Here is a 14,710-nt window from a genome sequence, read left to right as displayed (position 1 = left end):
TCTGTTGTATCTACAAAGTTATACATTCATTCTCCTGCCTTTCTTTCGGTTCTCCCTTGTCTCCTGTTTCTCAATTTCTTCTCGTGTATACGTTGCGGTCGCTTTTCCGATTTCTCTTCCGTCCAGATTAACGGGTACATAGATGGTATATTTTCCATTACTGCTGTACTGGTAGCTGTCGTTCAGGTCTTCAGATCCTGTCCGAAGGCTCATTCCGATTTCCGGCGCAGGTGTAAGCTCCGGAACCTGTATCAATTCCATGGCGGCCTGCCTCGCCTCCTGCACATGATCCATAATGCCGTTGACCCAGCCGATACCGAAATAATTGCCGAGTTTATCTGTCACCCGTGATGGGCTGTGGATCTGCGCTTTTGCCCGGATCGCCGCTTCTGCAGCCGCCGCAAGCTGTGCCGCCACTGCCCTTACATGTCCAACCTGGCTTGCCATACCATTTGCAAGACCCATGCCGATGTATGCGCCATACGAATAAGTATTTACGTTGCTCAGAGGTGCCTTTGCCGCATTTGCAAGTGCGCGTGATGCGCTCGTTACAGTACTGCTTTTTGACCTGATTCCGTTTGCCATATTGTTTCCAACGCTTTGACCACTGCGAAGCGCCGCCGGTTCTGTCGTTTTCAACGCCGCATTCACTGCCTTTGAAACATTTTTTACATTGGAAACTGCTTTTGTCCCACTACTCGAAATTGTGCTTGAAAAATTGTTCATCGATGTGGACGCAATATTATTCAATGGTTTTAACCCTGCATCCATGCTTTCTGTAACTGCTGTTCCTGCACTCGTGCCCGCTGATGCCAAAGCTCCGTTGCCACTGTTGATTCCGGATGTAATCGCATTGATTGCCGCGTCACCTATGCTGCTGGCGGATGCAGCAACACTTCCAATTCCAGACTGAATTCCAGCCGCCGTACTGCTTGCCGCGGTATTTCCGAGTGCATTTGCCGCACTGGATACCTGTGAACTTCCGGCATTAATTCCCGATACTGTACCAGACGTTACGCTTTTACCACCCTTTTCTCCTCCAGTACACCAATCGCTGATATCACCGAAGAACTTTCCAATCTTTCCACCAATCTTAGAAAGTCCGCCAAAAATTCCTTCCCCAATAGCCAGAACAACCTGTTTTCCAACTTCCAGCCAATCTGTTGCCATAATCGTGTCAATCATAGCGGACAGTACCTGCGGAAGGGCTGCCACCAATTGCGGAATCGCTCCTATAATTCCCTGCGCCAGCGTTCCAATGATTTGAGCTGCCGTCATCAATATGGTAGGCAAATTCTGCAAAATACCCTGTGCAAAGGAACTTAGTGCCTGTAGCGCAGAATCAATCAATGATGGTAGATTCTCAGTAATTCCCTGCGCCAATGCAAGTAAAAGCTGCATGCCGGTCATAATGAGCTGCGGCAACGCTGAAGCAATTCCTGTAATAAGTGTCGTTGCCATGCTGACTGCTGACGGAATCAGTTCTGGAAGGGCACTGATCAAACCGGATACCAGAGATTGAACCAGCGTTACGCCACCCGTAATCAAGGCTGGCAGATTGGCTGTAATCGTATCCAGCAATTCAGAAACCAGATGTCCACCTTGCTGAATGAGGTCCGGCAGCCTGCTGGCCATTCCATTGACCAAATTCGTGATAAACTGTGGTCCCTGTGTCTGTGCCAGTTGCAAAATACTATCGATCTGTGACCCAAAAGTCTGATAGAGCAGTCCAAGCCCGGCGAGTACGACAGCAATCAAAGCTGCTGGCATCAATGCTTTCATTGCAAGCCCCATGATCTGGTTCAAGCCGCTAAACATCTTTGAACCAACACCAAAAATCAATTTTCCAACCGTCTGTACGGTTGATGTAACTGTCTGTACAACTTTTCCGCCCAACACACCAATTTTCTGTATCCCATTGGCACCATCTAATGTGGCGGCATCCAGAATATCTTTAAATGGATTTTTTATTTTTCCAACTGCAGACTGTAATATTCCGCCAAGCTTCGAATTACTAAATACATTTCCAAGGCTTTTTCCAGCATTTTTTGCCCATTGTGGTGTCTCTTTTAGGGTTTTGTTTATGCCTCCAATACCTGTGGATACCAGTTTCCATGTATTGCTCTGGAAAAAATCGCTTGCTTTGGTAACAACACCTAAAGTTCCAAGAACTGCTCCAAGAGCTTTTACCTTCTCGCCGGTTCCATCCAGAAGGCCTCCAATTTCTTTCAGCCCGCCTTCCAAACCGCCATTTTTAAACGCTGATCCAAGCTTTTCAACCCACTGAATTGCTTTTTCAATGTACTTTCCATCAGCCAACTTTTTATTGGCGTCACTTATTTCGGATGTAATATTCTTTACAAATTCTTTGAGTTTTCCCTTTGCCTGTTCAAACGCGGTTATTCCAATACCTTCAATTCCAGACTTAAGCTTATCAACAGCACCTTGCAGATTATCCGCTTTGATGCTTGCCATCGTCTCTGCTGCTCCAGATGCATTGTTGATCGCATCAGAAAGCTTATTGAAATCCTCATCACTTGCATTAACAATCGCTAAAAGCCCAGACATTGCCTCCTGCCCACCAAGCATAGCCGCATAAGATGCTTTTTCATCCTCAGTCAACCCTTGCATGCCTTTTCGCATATCTTTCATAATTTGGGCAAAGGAATTCATATTTCCGTTAGCATCAGTAAGGCTAAGGCCTAATGCAGACATTGCCATGCTAGATTCTTCCGTCGGTTTTGCCATACGTGTAATCGTGGCGCGAAGTGCCGTACCGGCGGCGCTTCCTTTGATAGAACTATTCGCCATTATAGAAGTCGCAAGAGCTATATCCTGAATCGAGTAACCCATTGCGCCAGCTACAGAGCCGACATATTTGAAGGTTTCGCCCATCAAATCGACATTCGTGTTCGCATTGGCAGAAGCGGTCGCCAATACATCGGCGAATTCTCCGCTGTCTTTGGCCTGTTTTCCGAATGCAGTCAATGCATCCGTAACGATATCGGATGCCCTCGCCAGATCACCGCCAGATGCAATAGTCAAATTAATAACGCCATCCATACCGGATAGCATTTCATCCGCCTTCCAGCCCGCCATCGACATATATTCCATCGCAGAAGCTATCTGACTGGATGTGTACTTCGTGGAAGCACCTAGCTGTTTTGCTTTGTCTGACAATTTATCAAAATCTGACCCTGTAGCCCCAGAGATGGCTGCAACGGAAGACATTGTACTTTCGAAGCTCATACCTGCGCTTACCGCGTTTGTTGTTACGCTTTTAAGCGCACTTCCAACTGCTGTAACTGCTTTTCCACCAATTGCCGCCATTGCGCCGAATCCAAGTCCACTGGATATGGTACTGCGTAGCCGTTCTGCTGTATCGCTGCACGATTTCATCGTCGAAGAGAAATTGCTGTCTACCGCTGATAGAACCGCTTTTACGCTATAAGATTCTGCCGTTTTCACCATCTCCTTTCTTGATCAGCTTCGAAAGTCCAACAAAACGAGGATCTGTCTTTTTTGTTCTCTTTTTTTTCAAATTTTCAAGTTCCCGCTCATAATCGAAGAATTTCTGGAATTTTTTATAGACCGGAACTGTCTTTTTGCCGGATTTTCGCTCTGCACGCACAGCAAAATCAAGATATGCCTGTCTGTGTGCTTCGAAATTTCGGTCAAACATTTTCAGCTCCAGTGCCTCCATCATGACGTTATACTGAGCTACTGTCAGGCGATCCACCTGTTCGAACGATGTAAAATTGAAGTACCGAAAGCAGTTCACAGCAACATCGTGATAAACTTTTTCGAAATCTACTGTTTCTTCTCGTCCTGAGCCTTTTTCTGAAACTCCTCCAGTGCTTTCTTCAAAGATTCCTGACGTTCTTTCTCCGCTGCCACTGCTTTCTCGATTTCCGCGACGGTTTTCTTCGTAGCATTGGCTGTCCTTAAGAAACCCAGTGTATCCTCGAAAAGTTTATCGATGTCTGTTTTCGGATCATCAATATAATCATCCAGCAGTTCTTTTGTAGCTCTCGGAGTCTGCCCCTGATTTGCTGCATCCAGCAGATCTACAAGTGGCTCCACCTCTCCATCCATGACGCTGCCGATCATATATTTCAGACCAATTCCTTTGCTGACATCTTTTAAATTGTCAACTGGCACCTGAATTCTTTTGTTTACATCACGAAGGAATCCCATGCCAAAATTAAACTGATACACCTGTCCGTTGATTGTAAGTTCCATATCGTTTTTCTCCTTTACTATTCAAAAAGAGGACGATTTCTCGCCCTCAACACTTTTACGCTCCTGTTTTTGTCGTATCTGTAAATACGTAAGCTGCTATTTCCTGCTGCGCGGTCGTTACGGTTACATCACCTTTCTGACCGGTTCCATTGACACCAAAGGTAAGAGACACCTCCACCATATCTTCGGCGTTTGAAGTCTTTTCTACCTCCGTCACATAGCCCTGGAAGTATTTTCCTTTAAATTTATTGCTTCCGCTGGTTGCTGGATCATCCAGATTTGCTTCCCAGATCTCGACCAGTTCATCATTGATCATGGCATCTTCAAGAGAATCGATCAGTGTGTCGCCCTTGGCAAGAATACTGGTTGCCGTAATCTCAACCTCGGCTGCTCCCGGGGTACGGATCGTGCCATCCTTTGTCTCTGTGGTATCGGCATCCTTGCTTGTCGTTCTGCCGTTCTCTGTCGTAAACGCTAATGCTGTAGCTGCATTTTTAGCCGCATCTTTTTTTAGACGGTACAGATAAACGATCTTTTTACCACGTACCGCATCTGCGAATAACTGTAAATCAATTGTTTTTCTCATGCTGTTCTCCTAACTGAATAAAAAAGTCACTTCCACGATACCGTGAAGAAGTGGCTGATTGGTGGTTGTGTCCGGCAATATTCTCTGATTTAAGTCCTGCACGGACCAGGAAAAGTTGCCGGTGTGCTCCAGATGTCTGCAAATCTGCTTGATCTGCAGAAGCATCTGTGAAACTATGCCGCGCTGCCGCGGATTATCGTGCCAGACGTGGATTGTCTGGCTTACGTTGCCGAACACAGCCGTTTTATTGGCTTTGTCGGTTAAAACGCTGTCTGCCAGATAGATAAACGGATATGGCGTGCCTTCCGGCGGTAAAAACGTGTCATACACACTGTCCGGATACTGTTTTTTCAATTCCAGAAGTAATGCACTGAATAATTCCTGTTGTGGATCCATGGTATCACCTCGTAAGCTTTTTCAGATCGGATTTGAACTTCCCTTTCTGAGCCGTGTAGGAAGGCCGCATGTATGGCTGCGCATTCATATAACGGGTTCCATACTCCACGTATGCTGCGTACTCTGCTGTCGGCTCTATCTCGGCCGTAAGACCTCCGTCCCGGATCTCAAGACCAATACTCCGTTTCAACGTACCGGTATCTACTGGTGCTTTTCTCTGTGCCGCCTCCTGTAAAGATTTTCCATTTTCCTTTACAACCCGCTTTACATCGCTCATCTGCACGTTTTTCTTCAATTTGACCTGCAGTTTTTCCATTCCTTCCAGTTTGATTTTCGGCATCAGACCACCTCCGATAAAATAAAAGTCTGTTTCACGCGAAGTTTCCGCGTATAGTCCACTTTATAGTTTGTGTTCCCGATCCGGATCCGATCAAACGGTTTCTGGTAATGATTTTGAAGCTGTACGGTCACGCTGCCCTGACGGATTCCTCCGTATACGATCTGCATGATCTCTGCTCTCGTATCCATCACAGAAGCCATTTTCTGCACCTCTGTGACCTGGTCTGCAGCATAGTTTCCGGTTTTCGAATCATATTCGCCCGGCAGGACCCGTTGGAAGAAAACTGGTGTATCATATCTCACAGAAACTTTACCTTTCCCTTTCTTGCCTCCCGCTGGCTGTCCAGATAGGACTGAATATCATCCATGTACCCGGCAAAATCATTTTCTGACCAGGAAAGGCTCTCGCCCTCAACACTGTGAGAGGAGAGCCCTTCCGAGCCGATCCGGTTGAATCGAATGACCGAAACATCCAATATGATGTATTCCATCTCTTCCGGCGGCTCCAGACCGCCAAGAAGAAATTTCAGCCGCTGTTTCGTGGCATTCAGAATCAGCTGTAACTGCTGTTCTGTCTTTTTGTCTGTATCTTCCATCCCAAGAAGCAGTTTCAGATCTTCGATCATAGGCCGCCTCCTACTCCGTCAAGGATCTACTGCCTTATTCTTGCTTTTCCCTTTGCCTGCCTTTTCCGGCTCCACCAGCTCAATCAGTGGGATACCACGCAGATTTTCAGCAGATGCAAGCTCTGCCAGGCGGGCTTCGGATACCTTGAGTTCCTCACGCGGGAAGGTATCGCCTGCTCTGTATTCATGGTCATTGTCCTGCAAATCAGTAAAATACTCGATTACTCTGTACATATACCATCACCCTTTCTCAGCTCTTCACAGCTACTGTTACATCGCCGGAACGAACTGCTTTGTAGTTCTGGTCGCACTCAACCAGCGTAATTTGATGCCCTGCTGTAGATGCGATCTCGGACTCTCCATCCCATTTGCTCCAGTTCTTCACATCATCGCCGTATTTCACGGTAGTTGCGGATGCCGCATCTTTGTACTTCCAATAGTTATTCACAGACATGATCTGCTCTTTTACAGAAATCTTAGTCTTTCCATCTTCTGTTCCTGCTTCAGATGTTACATTCAGAGTTCCGAGCGTCTGCGCATCAGATCTACCAACGGAAATATAGGCGATAGCATCCAGATATTCGCAGAAGATTCTGAGACCCATAATAGCGTACAGATCCGAAATTGCTCTCTCATAGGTACCCTGTGCATGGAAGCCGATGAAATGAGTGGTTGGGTCTGTTGTGTAACTGAGACCGGCCTTTGCAAACTCAGAGTCGCCTGGATCGATGTAATATCCGACGATGTTATTGAGTGGAGTTGCAATAACAACGTTTTCCGGGATTTCAGAGCTTACAAACACAACCTCTGCGCCCAGAAACTTTTTCATGTACTCAAATCCGAAGGCAGTCTGCAGGGAAATATCCGCAGCACCAACATATTTGTACACATCCAACGTATTCACCCACACTGCTACGCCGGTGGCTGTTCTTTTCATCTTTTTAAATTTATCTTTGACTTTTCCGATCGCCATAGCAACCGCCATCTGCCAGGTACTTTCGTGGCCAGTCAACGATCCTGCTTTCAGCTGTGTATACAGTTTGTCCATGACAACATTCTGCAGATCGGTTTTGAACTCTTCATCGGTATCCTGCACTGCAGCATCGTATCCTTTTTCTGCGATTGCTTCCAAGGTTACTCCCTTGCGATATTTTTCAATACGGATGGTATCAAACGGAATCTCTTCTACAGCGTACCGGGAGTATGGAATTTCTTCTCCTTCTTTCACCTCTCCGGACTGCAGGGTTCCTGTTACCTTTTTGGTCTTTAAAATAGTATTGTTGTCCTTCTTGATCATTCGGGCAATGCCCAGAACATCAAGCAGTGCCTGGATGTTTTTGCCGAAAGATGTTACAAAGTCAATCTCACGGGCTTTTACCTGGATCTGTTCCTGACCTGTCATGTTATCCGGTGCCGCAAATACCTGCAGTCCTAATTTTCCGATTTTATGCATGCTGTTTTCCTCCTACTGAAATAATGCGATATTTTCCGCAATCAGCCGCTGCCGTTCGATCGGGTTGCTGACTGCGAGAATCTGCTCTTTCGTCACAGCGCCTTTTCCGCCGGATCCGCCCTTTGGTGCATTCCCCTTCAGGGCATCTTTTACGGCTGCCTGCACTGCATCCTTGTACATTTTCGTGAAAGTTTCAACCGCCGTCTTGGTATCCTCAGCGCTTTCAGATACCAGATGCGTCAGAAGTTCATCCGGGATGTTAATTTCTTCATCTGTCAGCATCTTTCTGGCTGTTTTTGACATCTCCGAAAGTGCATTCTGCCGTTTCAGATCCGCCAGTTCTTTCTCCAGCTTACGGTTTTTGTACTCCGCTTTCTCTTCTTTTGTCATCTTCGCGAGCTTTTCCGCCTCTGAAAGCTTGTCATCAGTCAGTGCCCGCCACTTTTCCTGTGCTTTGGTCACTGCTGTGTTTACCGCTTTATTGACCCTGCGGTCAAACTCCGCTCGATTCTCTGCCTGCCTCAGAAAATCATCAAATGACATCTCATTGCCGCTATTTTCAGAACCTGCTCCAGCTCCGTCCTCGTTTCCGTCTCCGGCTCCGCTGCCGTCTCCTTCGCCATCTGCAAATAACTGCAGGTTGATCATTGGGATTCTCCAACGATTGTTTTTATACTTCATGTTCGGTCCTTTCTGCCCCGTCCCGTTCTATAAAAGCCCCGTGCCGTTGCTCCAGAATCATAGTTTAACGACATTTCGGTCACATCGGTTACACGATCCGGACATGCTCCGGAAATTCATCGGCCATCAAGCAGACGCCGACAAAAAAGGAATCCACCAGAGTTTTTGCTTTCTCCGATAGATTCCCATACTGTATATCAACCCATCCGGGCGATACTTCGTATTCTATTTCATCCCTTGTCAGGTCCTCAATCGAGCGGATCAGCGTCCGCACGAGGCTGGAAACGCCTGCACAGACAATATCCTGCCCGTTCGGTGCATACATTGCATGACCGGATACCTTAATTTCGTTCTCGCGAACAGATACTTCAATCACTTACGCCTCCGCAAAAATCCAGTCTTCCGCAAGCATATCCGCCTGAGATGCAAGCCACCCCATCTGCACGCCAGAAGTTCCAACGAAAGCTACCGCCATATTGCCGATTGCATCATGCTCACAATTTACGATCTGATCATCTGCAGTTCTGTAGGAAATTCCGGTTGCGAGCTGAATATACTGTTTCTTCCCGTTCCAGCCTTTACGTGCTACTTTGAATCCTCTTTTCAGGTACTTAATTGCTTCACCGAAAGAAAAGGCTGCTTCTCCTCCGAGCTGCGGACAATTGCTCTCATCTGCAGCAATCCATTCATCAGAAAGAATGTTGCCTACCGTATATTCGACCACCTGAGTCTCTCTGATGTCCATCTCATTCCCGTCTTTGGTATGCATAATGATGGTTTCTTTTTTCGGATTCCAGTACCAATATCCTCCCCAAGACGGTAATTTCACTTTAATTCCAGATTTCATCACTTTCAATGCTTCTTCAAACTTCATTTTCAAATCCTCTTTTCTTTAAAAATGGGCATAAAAATACCACCGGCCTCTCGACTGGTGGTTAATTATACAAACGGAACCATCTCTTTTACATCTTTCAATGTCCTTTTTGCCTTTTCAATCAACGAATTTTCAAACAGATAAGAAATACCTTTTGGCGTGATAATGGCATCAGGCAGATCGCCTAAAAGCACGCCATCTTTCGTATGATTAACAGCAATACCTTTTACATATTCTTCTGTAATCAGACTTAAAATGATATACTGCCAATAATTCTCAGGAATATTATAAGCCGATGCTGTAAGGTAACACGCTTCTGGTTTTTCGCCCTTTTTCAAGCATTCATACAGATATTTCAGTACCTGGTATACAATCACGAAATAATCATTCTGAGCCATTTGCCCTGTCTCCTTATCATCAGTTGATAATTAACTGATTCTTGCAAGAATCACAGTAAAAAGTATTTGTTTTTTCGCGGTCGCCAACTGGAATCATAATGCCTTTTTTGCATTTCTTGCACAAAACTTTTTCGCCTTTTCTCAAGAGCTTTACTCTCTCATGAGGTGGAATATTCAGAGTATTCGTCATAAACAATCACTCCCATTTCAGATTCGGATATTTATCATTTATATGATTAATTATATCCTGGACAACTTTTTCTGTCAATTCGATGTTTTGATGTCTGTACTCATTCATATAACATTGTAACTCTTGATTTTTGGTGTTTGGCTTGTTGATTTTGGCATGTGTAGCCTCGTGAATCACTGTAATAGCTGTCTCACGAACCGTTTTGGTGTTATCAGCATAAATGTTGATTTCACCATCTTCGAAAAGTCCATCCAGTCCCTCGTCGACATCAACTCCGTACCATACCTTTATTTGAATATCATTTTCCTGAAGATATTCCAACATTTCCGTTCCGATGCTGGACTTTTTCATTTCTTTCATGATATTTCGAGGTTTGATAACGTCTCGCCCCTTTGATCTGCCATCCAATGTTTGGAATATGCCTTCGTTGTCTTTGTATCTCGCCTTTCTGTTTTTCGAAGCTTCCCATTCTTCTGTGGTACCACCCTGCTCCAGAAATTCCAACCATTTCTCATACTCTGTGCTGTCTTCATAGGCCGCCGTAGAGCAGTGGCATCGCGGATGCATCGGCGGCGCATTTGTCCCTGGCATCATATCCTGCACCCTAAAATGCTTACCGTCCAACGCCTGGCACCGCTCGCAGACATCTGCATTCCCGCAGGCAACGTATGTATACTCTTCGAATCCATTTCGGATATAGGACTGTTTCTGAGCTTCTGTCTGGACTCTGGCAAGCTCCGTGACCATGAGCCGCTCTGCATCCTCCCGGCTTGCACCGAAGCGTTTCTGCAGGTGCACCGCAAGCTCCCGCGGGTTCTTGCCCTGGATCAGCCCTGTTTTCAGCAGCTTGTCCAGCTCTGCTTTCAGCATATCCTGATACATCCAGATTCGATCGGAATAAGTGGCGTTATGGAATGACGCATCGACAATTGCCCGCGCCATTTTCCCATTTTCCTGCACGGAATTGCCAAGAATGCCCGCCTGCCTGCGAAATTCTTCTATTGTCTGCTGTGTCAGCGTCTTGTCAAAGTATTTCTGCAGTTCGTCGAAGCCGGATACCATTTCCAGCCCGATATTGGCTTTCAGCAGCTCCAGACGGTTGATTTTCATGGTCGCATTGTACAGCCGCATCTCTTCATTCGCCTGGTCGGAAAAATCTTTTTCCTTGACGTATTTCGCCGCTTTCCTGCCGTATTCTTCGATGTCAAGCTTGGAAACTCTCCTTTTTGCCTCCGCCAGTGAGATTCCCTCTTTTGTGGCATACTTTGTATAAAATCCATCGATCTCCTTCTGGATCTGGTCTGCCATATACGCATAGGTCTTTCGGATCTCTTCTGCATAAACCTGCTCAGACATCTTATTCTGCCTGGCATGCTCCGTCTCACGCTTCTTCCAGTATTCCTTACTCGTCATCCTGTCCACCGCCGCCAAACATCTGCTCCATTACCGGATCCGCTCTCACCTTATCCTGGTCTGCATCGATTTTCTCGATTTCATTCTGCACATTATCCACGATTGACAGCACGCCGAGCTGTGTTTCCTGGCTGACAACGCCTTCCAGATTCTTCGCGATCTCTGCCTCTTCCTGCAGGTTTGCCGGGAAGTTCGGCGTAAAATGTGGATGGATCTTCACCCAGTCATCTTTTTTCATTCCTGAGACCGGATTTGAGAAAATCAGACGATACCTCCGGTTCATTCCACTGGTAAATTTCCGCTCTTTCGTTTTTTCCAAGTTGCTCATTGCCTGCAGCTTATATTTCATGGCGATGCCGGAACTGGTGCCAAAATTCTCATCCGAGATATTGGCCACCATGCTGATATGGAAAATGAGCTTTTCCAGGCGATCGATCAGATGCTCCTGCGTGGTATCACCATCCGGTTTCTGAAGAAATTCGACAATCAACCGTTCGGTGTCCCCGTCGAAATTAATGATTCTGTCATCCCGGATATGCGCCACATCGTCTTCTTCCAGCTTGGAACCAAGAACCTTGAGATAGGCATCCGCGAAATAGTCAACATCATTGGCTTTTTCGCTGATCGCCTTGTTGTATGCATTAATCATCGTAAGGACCGGCTCGAAGATTCCCATACGCTCCTTGTTTTCTACGTACTCCGATGCCGGAACGCCGTCGAAGCCGTGTATCTTCTCGTCTGCATCCCAGAGCAATTTTCCTTTGATTGTAAACCAGCGGACCTTCGTCTCGTCCGATACGCTTCCATGAAGGATCTGATTCGAATCGTAATACAGCCGCACGAAATATCGTTCCCTTTCCAGCACAGAATCATCGTAGATCATGAATGCATCCAGCGGGCTCAGGTATGTAATACCGATATTCCCATTCTCATCCACATAATACATTTCATAACCCTTGCCAAAGATACTGCAGATTTTAGACAGCTCTGCATTGTTATCGTCCTGGTCGTTGTACTGATCCAGGAACTCAACATATTTTTCAACCGCTTCGTTCCCATCATCGACCAGCAGCTTAATCGGATGCCCGATGAAGAATCCGTTCATCGTATCCACAATGTATTTCGCAAAGTTGACCATGATCCGGTTGTCCGGCTTCCACTTGGGCTTTAACGGCTCATGCAGGATCGGGTAATCCGTCTCGTAGGCCTCCTGCAGCCTGCTGTATCTAAATGCGCACTCTCCGGAATGCCGCATGATAAATTCGTTCAATTTGGCATCTGTCAGCGTCTCTTCCGACGGCAGCCTATACAAATTCGTTCGCACTTCTATATCCCTCCTTTCACCTTTCTGTTCAGCCGTGGTCGCTCCCCAAGTATTGTATATACAAAATATCGTACAGCGTCCATCGCATGATCATATTGCTTCACTGGCTTGTCTTCTCCGTTTTCAGCAGCTTTTTTGTCCCAAATATAAGATGCAAATTCTTTAATTGTATTTATACACGCCGTTGAAAATACAATTTTTTGCAAATTCAATTTGGTTGCTACCAATCGAATTCCATCCTCTACATCATTTTTGGCTTTTATGATTTTGAATCCACGTTTTCGCAATTCCGCAATAAAAGAAGCAGCCGCAGGATCCACTATAATTGCGCGAATTTCCATCTTATCCAGCCAATTTTCCAAGTCGTCTGCATACTCTGCATCCGTTTTCTGCTTTCCTTCCTCTCGTCCAGAATAATAATATTCTTTCGTACAATACCAAACGCCATCCGTTCCTTTTTCCCACAGGAGAAACACCGTTGCATTTTGAGTTCCATAATCGCAACTGACATATCTATTGCTGTCAAGCAATAACTTTTCAAATAACGATGGATCTTTCACATGTTGTGCTTCGCTGAACATATCGTAGATAATACCCTCAGCCATAGCCCACAGGCCCAGGATGTATCTTTTATAGAACACCCCGGTATACATGTTTCGGTATCTGGTTTTTATTTTCTCAGATAGGCTTAGGTTGTCATCCATTGTAAAATGGAGATACAGCAGCTGTTTTTCTTTCCTCTTGTCAATCCAATTGAGCTTAAACCAGTGATATGGACCGTCCGGGTTGCAGTTAAACCAAAACTTGGAACCTTCAACGGAGCATCGGCCGGTTGCCTGATTGACGAAGGATTCCGGCATCAGTGCAACCTCATCAAAGAACACACCCGCCAGCGTGATACCCTGAATCAAATCTTGTGAACGCTCATCTTTTCCGCCGAAAATATAAAAGTAGTTCTCAGCATCGCCTTTTCTGATCAAAATGAGGTTGTCCGCTCTGCGGTCAGTTACGGAATATCCTCTGGATTTGAGCATCAGTTTCAACCAGAACAATACATTTCGCCGGAAAGAACCGATGGTTTTACCGCACATAGCAAAGTTCTGACCATTGAATGTGCTCATCGCCCACATTACGAATGAGAGTGACATGCTGACGGTCTTTCCGGATCGGATCGCGCCGTCAGCTATGATTCCATCCTTATCATGGACTGGCGAATCCTTGCACCACCAGGTAAGAACCTGCTTCTGTTTTCTGGAAAACGGCGAAAAATGGAATGTCTGGTCTTTCTGACAATTTTTAATGTTTCGCGTGAGATTCTGCAACTTTGTTTTCAACGATGAGATCTTCTCATACACTCTCATCACCCCAGACTTCCTGCGCCACGGCATTCATCGCAGAAAGGAATCCATCATCGCCGGTTTCTTCCTGCTGAACATCCTGTTTGCTCATTTCAAATTCAAGCTGCATTGTTGCCAGCTCCAGCCGTGCATCATCGTAACCAAATTTATGCAAGGCCTCGATGGCTCGCTGACGCCGTGCCTGCACACGGGTCAGGGCATCTTCTATGGACTGGATCTGTCCCAAAATCCCCTCGTATTCTTTTAAAACAGTTGGTTTTCCTTTTTCAATTCCAGATCGATATCCGGTAACACTCATTCCCGCTGGAACTTGTTCTTCTGGCTCAATATTTTCATCGGCCGTCGGCTGCTCCATGTTCTTCAGCATCTCAATTCTTTTCAACATCCGCCGTTCCCGCACAGTCAATAGCTGAATTTCCTGCAGGAGCAACTGCTCCTTGTCCGGCGTCACCATTTCAGTCAACCGTTTTTCTTCTGGATCCAGACAATCAAAAAAGAGAGCTTCAAACTCTCCTGTCTTAACTGCATTCTTATTTCCCGGCGGACCGGTCGCATTTTGATTTCCCGGTTGACCGCCTCTTTTTTTCTTATCCGAACGTTCGCTTTTTTTATCCGAACGCTCGTTATCCCATCTGTGAGTAGATTTCCAACGGCGAACAGTTCCTTCCGGCAGATTCAGTTGACTTGCAATCTCAACCAATTTCATGCCCTTCAGGTACATGGCCTTTGCCTGCTCTATTCTTTTATCTGGCGCCCGGGCCATGTTCCATCACCTCGATTCGTCGTTTTTTTGTAAAGCAAAAGCACCCCGAAGGGTGCTCTCAAATTGA

At 46.0% G+C, this 14,710-nt stretch carries 18 protein-coding genes; all 18 read right to left on the bottom strand.

Annotated features, from left to right (window positions below):
* Window positions 1–18: 18 nt before the first annotated feature.
* The 18 genes from DXA55_RS09470 to terS all read right to left on the bottom strand — a co-directional run bounded on the left by DXA55_RS09470 (window position 19) and on the right by terS (window position 14,643).
* Window positions 19–3,471 carry a phage tail tape measure protein gene (locus DXA55_RS09470; protein WP_117813936.1) on the bottom strand — a complete coding sequence of 1,151 codons (3,453 nt, stop codon included), beginning with the start codon at window positions 3,469–3,471 and terminating at the stop codon, window positions 19–21.
* Complete coding sequence (locus DXA55_RS09465) at window positions 3,446–3,781, bottom strand: hypothetical protein (RefSeq protein WP_147342009.1); 336 nt, start codon at window positions 3,779–3,781, stop codon at window positions 3,446–3,448. The genes DXA55_RS09470 and DXA55_RS09465 overlap by 26 nt, the downstream gene beginning before the upstream one ends.
* Window positions 3,782–3,810: 29 nt before the next feature.
* Complete coding sequence (locus DXA55_RS09460; RefSeq protein ID WP_117813932.1) at window positions 3,811–4,242, bottom strand: tail assembly chaperone; 432 nt, start codon at window positions 4,240–4,242, stop codon at window positions 3,811–3,813.
* 55 nt (window positions 4,243–4,297) lie between these two features.
* The gene (locus DXA55_RS09455) at window positions 4,298–4,828 is read right to left on the bottom strand and encodes a phage major tail protein, TP901-1 family (protein WP_117813930.1); all 531 of its coding nucleotides are present in this window, start codon (window positions 4,826–4,828) and stop codon (window positions 4,298–4,300) included.
* Window positions 4,829–4,837: 9 nt separating this feature from the next.
* Window positions 4,838–5,224: a hypothetical protein gene (locus DXA55_RS09450; protein ID WP_117813928.1), complete on the bottom strand. Its 387-nt coding sequence runs from the start codon at window positions 5,222–5,224 to the stop codon at window positions 4,838–4,840.
* Window positions 5,225–5,228: 4 nt separating this feature from the next.
* Window positions 5,229–5,564: an HK97-gp10 family putative phage morphogenesis protein gene (locus DXA55_RS09445; RefSeq protein WP_199605789.1), complete on the bottom strand. Its 336-nt coding sequence runs from the start codon at window positions 5,562–5,564 to the stop codon at window positions 5,229–5,231.
* Entirely contained in the window at window positions 5,564–5,866 is a 303-nt protein-coding gene (locus tag DXA55_RS09440) for a hypothetical protein (RefSeq protein ID WP_117813924.1), read from the bottom strand. Before DXA55_RS09440 ends, DXA55_RS09445 begins: the two co-directional genes overlap by 1 nt.
* Window positions 5,863–6,189: a phage head-tail connector protein gene (locus DXA55_RS09435; protein ID WP_055267288.1), complete on the bottom strand. Its 327-nt coding sequence runs from the start codon at window positions 6,187–6,189 to the stop codon at window positions 5,863–5,865. The genes DXA55_RS09440 and DXA55_RS09435 overlap by 4 nt, the downstream gene beginning before the upstream one ends.
* An 18-nt stretch (window positions 6,190–6,207) precedes the next feature.
* Entirely contained in the window at window positions 6,208–6,423 is a 216-nt protein-coding gene (locus tag DXA55_RS09430) for a hypothetical protein (RefSeq protein ID WP_117813922.1), read from the bottom strand.
* 16 nt (window positions 6,424–6,439) lie between these two features.
* Window positions 6,440–7,642, bottom strand: coding sequence for a hypothetical protein (locus tag DXA55_RS09425; RefSeq protein WP_242998457.1), 1,203 nt, complete (start codon window positions 7,640–7,642; stop codon window positions 6,440–6,442).
* 12 nt (window positions 7,643–7,654) lie between these two features.
* Window positions 7,655–8,323, bottom strand: a complete 669-nt coding sequence (locus tag DXA55_RS09420) for a DUF4355 domain-containing protein (protein WP_242998455.1) — start codon at window positions 8,321–8,323, stop codon at window positions 7,655–7,657.
* A gap of 88 nt (window positions 8,324–8,411) precedes the next feature.
* Window positions 8,412–8,699: a ribosomal-processing cysteine protease Prp gene (locus DXA55_RS09415; protein ID WP_117813918.1), complete on the bottom strand. Its 288-nt coding sequence runs from the start codon at window positions 8,697–8,699 to the stop codon at window positions 8,412–8,414.
* A complete protein-coding gene (locus tag DXA55_RS09410; protein WP_117813916.1) occupies window positions 8,700–9,197 on the bottom strand; it encodes a DUF2829 domain-containing protein in 498 nt (165 codons plus the stop codon).
* A 65-nt stretch (window positions 9,198–9,262) separates the two neighbouring features.
* A complete protein-coding gene (locus DXA55_RS09405) occupies window positions 9,263–9,595 on the bottom strand; it encodes a YjcQ family protein (protein ID WP_055268078.1) in 333 nt (110 codons plus the stop codon).
* 196 nt (window positions 9,596–9,791) lie between these two features.
* On the bottom strand, window positions 9,792–11,198 hold the full coding sequence (locus DXA55_RS09400; RefSeq protein WP_117813914.1) for a minor capsid protein: 1,407 nt from the start codon (window positions 11,196–11,198) through the stop codon (window positions 9,792–9,794).
* Complete coding sequence (locus DXA55_RS09395) at window positions 11,188–12,522, bottom strand: phage portal protein (protein WP_242998453.1); 1,335 nt, start codon at window positions 12,520–12,522, stop codon at window positions 11,188–11,190. The genes DXA55_RS09400 and DXA55_RS09395 overlap by 11 nt, the downstream gene beginning before the upstream one ends.
* 2 nt (window positions 12,523–12,524) lie before the next feature.
* Window positions 12,525–13,883 carry a PBSX family phage terminase large subunit gene (locus DXA55_RS09390; RefSeq protein WP_117813912.1) on the bottom strand — a complete coding sequence of 453 codons (1,359 nt, stop codon included), beginning with the start codon at window positions 13,881–13,883 and terminating at the stop codon, window positions 12,525–12,527.
* The gene (terS, locus tag DXA55_RS09385) at window positions 13,870–14,643 is read right to left on the bottom strand and encodes a phage terminase small subunit (protein WP_117813910.1); all 774 of its coding nucleotides are present in this window, start codon (window positions 14,641–14,643) and stop codon (window positions 13,870–13,872) included. Before terS ends, DXA55_RS09390 begins: the two co-directional genes overlap by 14 nt.
* Window positions 14,644–14,710 lie beyond the last annotated feature (67 nt).

The organism is Blautia sp. OF03-13 (genome assembly GCF_003460685.1).
Classification (GTDB): Bacteria; Bacillota; Clostridia; order Lachnospirales; family Lachnospiraceae; genus Fusicatenibacter; species Fusicatenibacter saccharivorans.
The sequence above is the reverse complement of the archived record's forward strand: the minus strand, read 5'-3'. Positions and strand labels throughout refer to the sequence as shown.

Bases quoted from the DNA above. Each gene is read 5' to 3' on its own strand.
- DXA55_RS09455 (WP_117813930.1), bottom strand. From the start codon at position 4,828: ATGAGAAAAACAATTGATTTACAGTTATTCGCAGATGCGGTACGTGGT.
- DXA55_RS09425 (WP_242998457.1), bottom strand. From the start codon at position 7,642: ATGCATAAAATCGGAAAATTAGGACTGCAGGTATTTGCGGCACCGGAT.
- DXA55_RS09430 (WP_117813922.1), bottom strand. From the start codon at position 6,423: ATGTACAGAGTAATCGAGTATTTTACTGATTTGCAGGACAATGACCAT.
- DXA55_RS09400 (WP_117813914.1), bottom strand. From the start codon at position 11,198: ATGACGAGTAAGGAATACTGGAAGAAGCGTGAGACGGAGCATGCCAGG.
- DXA55_RS09470 (WP_117813936.1), bottom strand. From the start codon at position 3,471: ATGGTGAAAACGGCAGAATCTTATAGCGTAAAAGCGGTTCTATCAGCG.
- terS (WP_117813910.1), bottom strand. From the start codon at position 14,643: ATGGCCCGGGCGCCAGATAAAAGAATAGAGCAGGCAAAGGCCATGTAC.
- DXA55_RS09435 (WP_055267288.1), bottom strand. From the start codon at position 6,189: ATGATCGAAGATCTGAAACTGCTTCTTGGGATGGAAGATACAGACAAA.
- DXA55_RS09405 (WP_055268078.1), bottom strand. From the start codon at position 9,595: ATGGCTCAGAATGATTATTTCGTGATTGTATACCAGGTACTGAAATAT.
- DXA55_RS09445 (WP_199605789.1), bottom strand. From the start codon at position 5,564: ATGCCGAAAATCAAACTGGAAGGAATGGAAAAACTGCAGGTCAAATTG.
- DXA55_RS09390 (WP_117813912.1), bottom strand. From the start codon at position 13,883: ATGAGAGTGTATGAGAAGATCTCATCGTTGAAAACAAAGTTGCAGAAT.
- DXA55_RS09420 (WP_242998455.1), bottom strand. From the start codon at position 8,323: ATGAAGTATAAAAACAATCGTTGGAGAATCCCAATGATCAACCTGCAG.
- DXA55_RS09410 (WP_117813916.1), bottom strand. From the start codon at position 9,197: ATGAAGTTTGAAGAAGCATTGAAAGTGATGAAATCTGGAATTAAAGTG.
- DXA55_RS09450 (WP_117813928.1), bottom strand. From the start codon at position 5,224: ATGGATCCACAACAGGAATTATTCAGTGCATTACTTCTGGAATTGAAA.
- DXA55_RS09460 (WP_117813932.1), bottom strand. From the start codon at position 4,242: ATGGAACTTACAATCAACGGACAGGTGTATCAGTTTAATTTTGGCATG.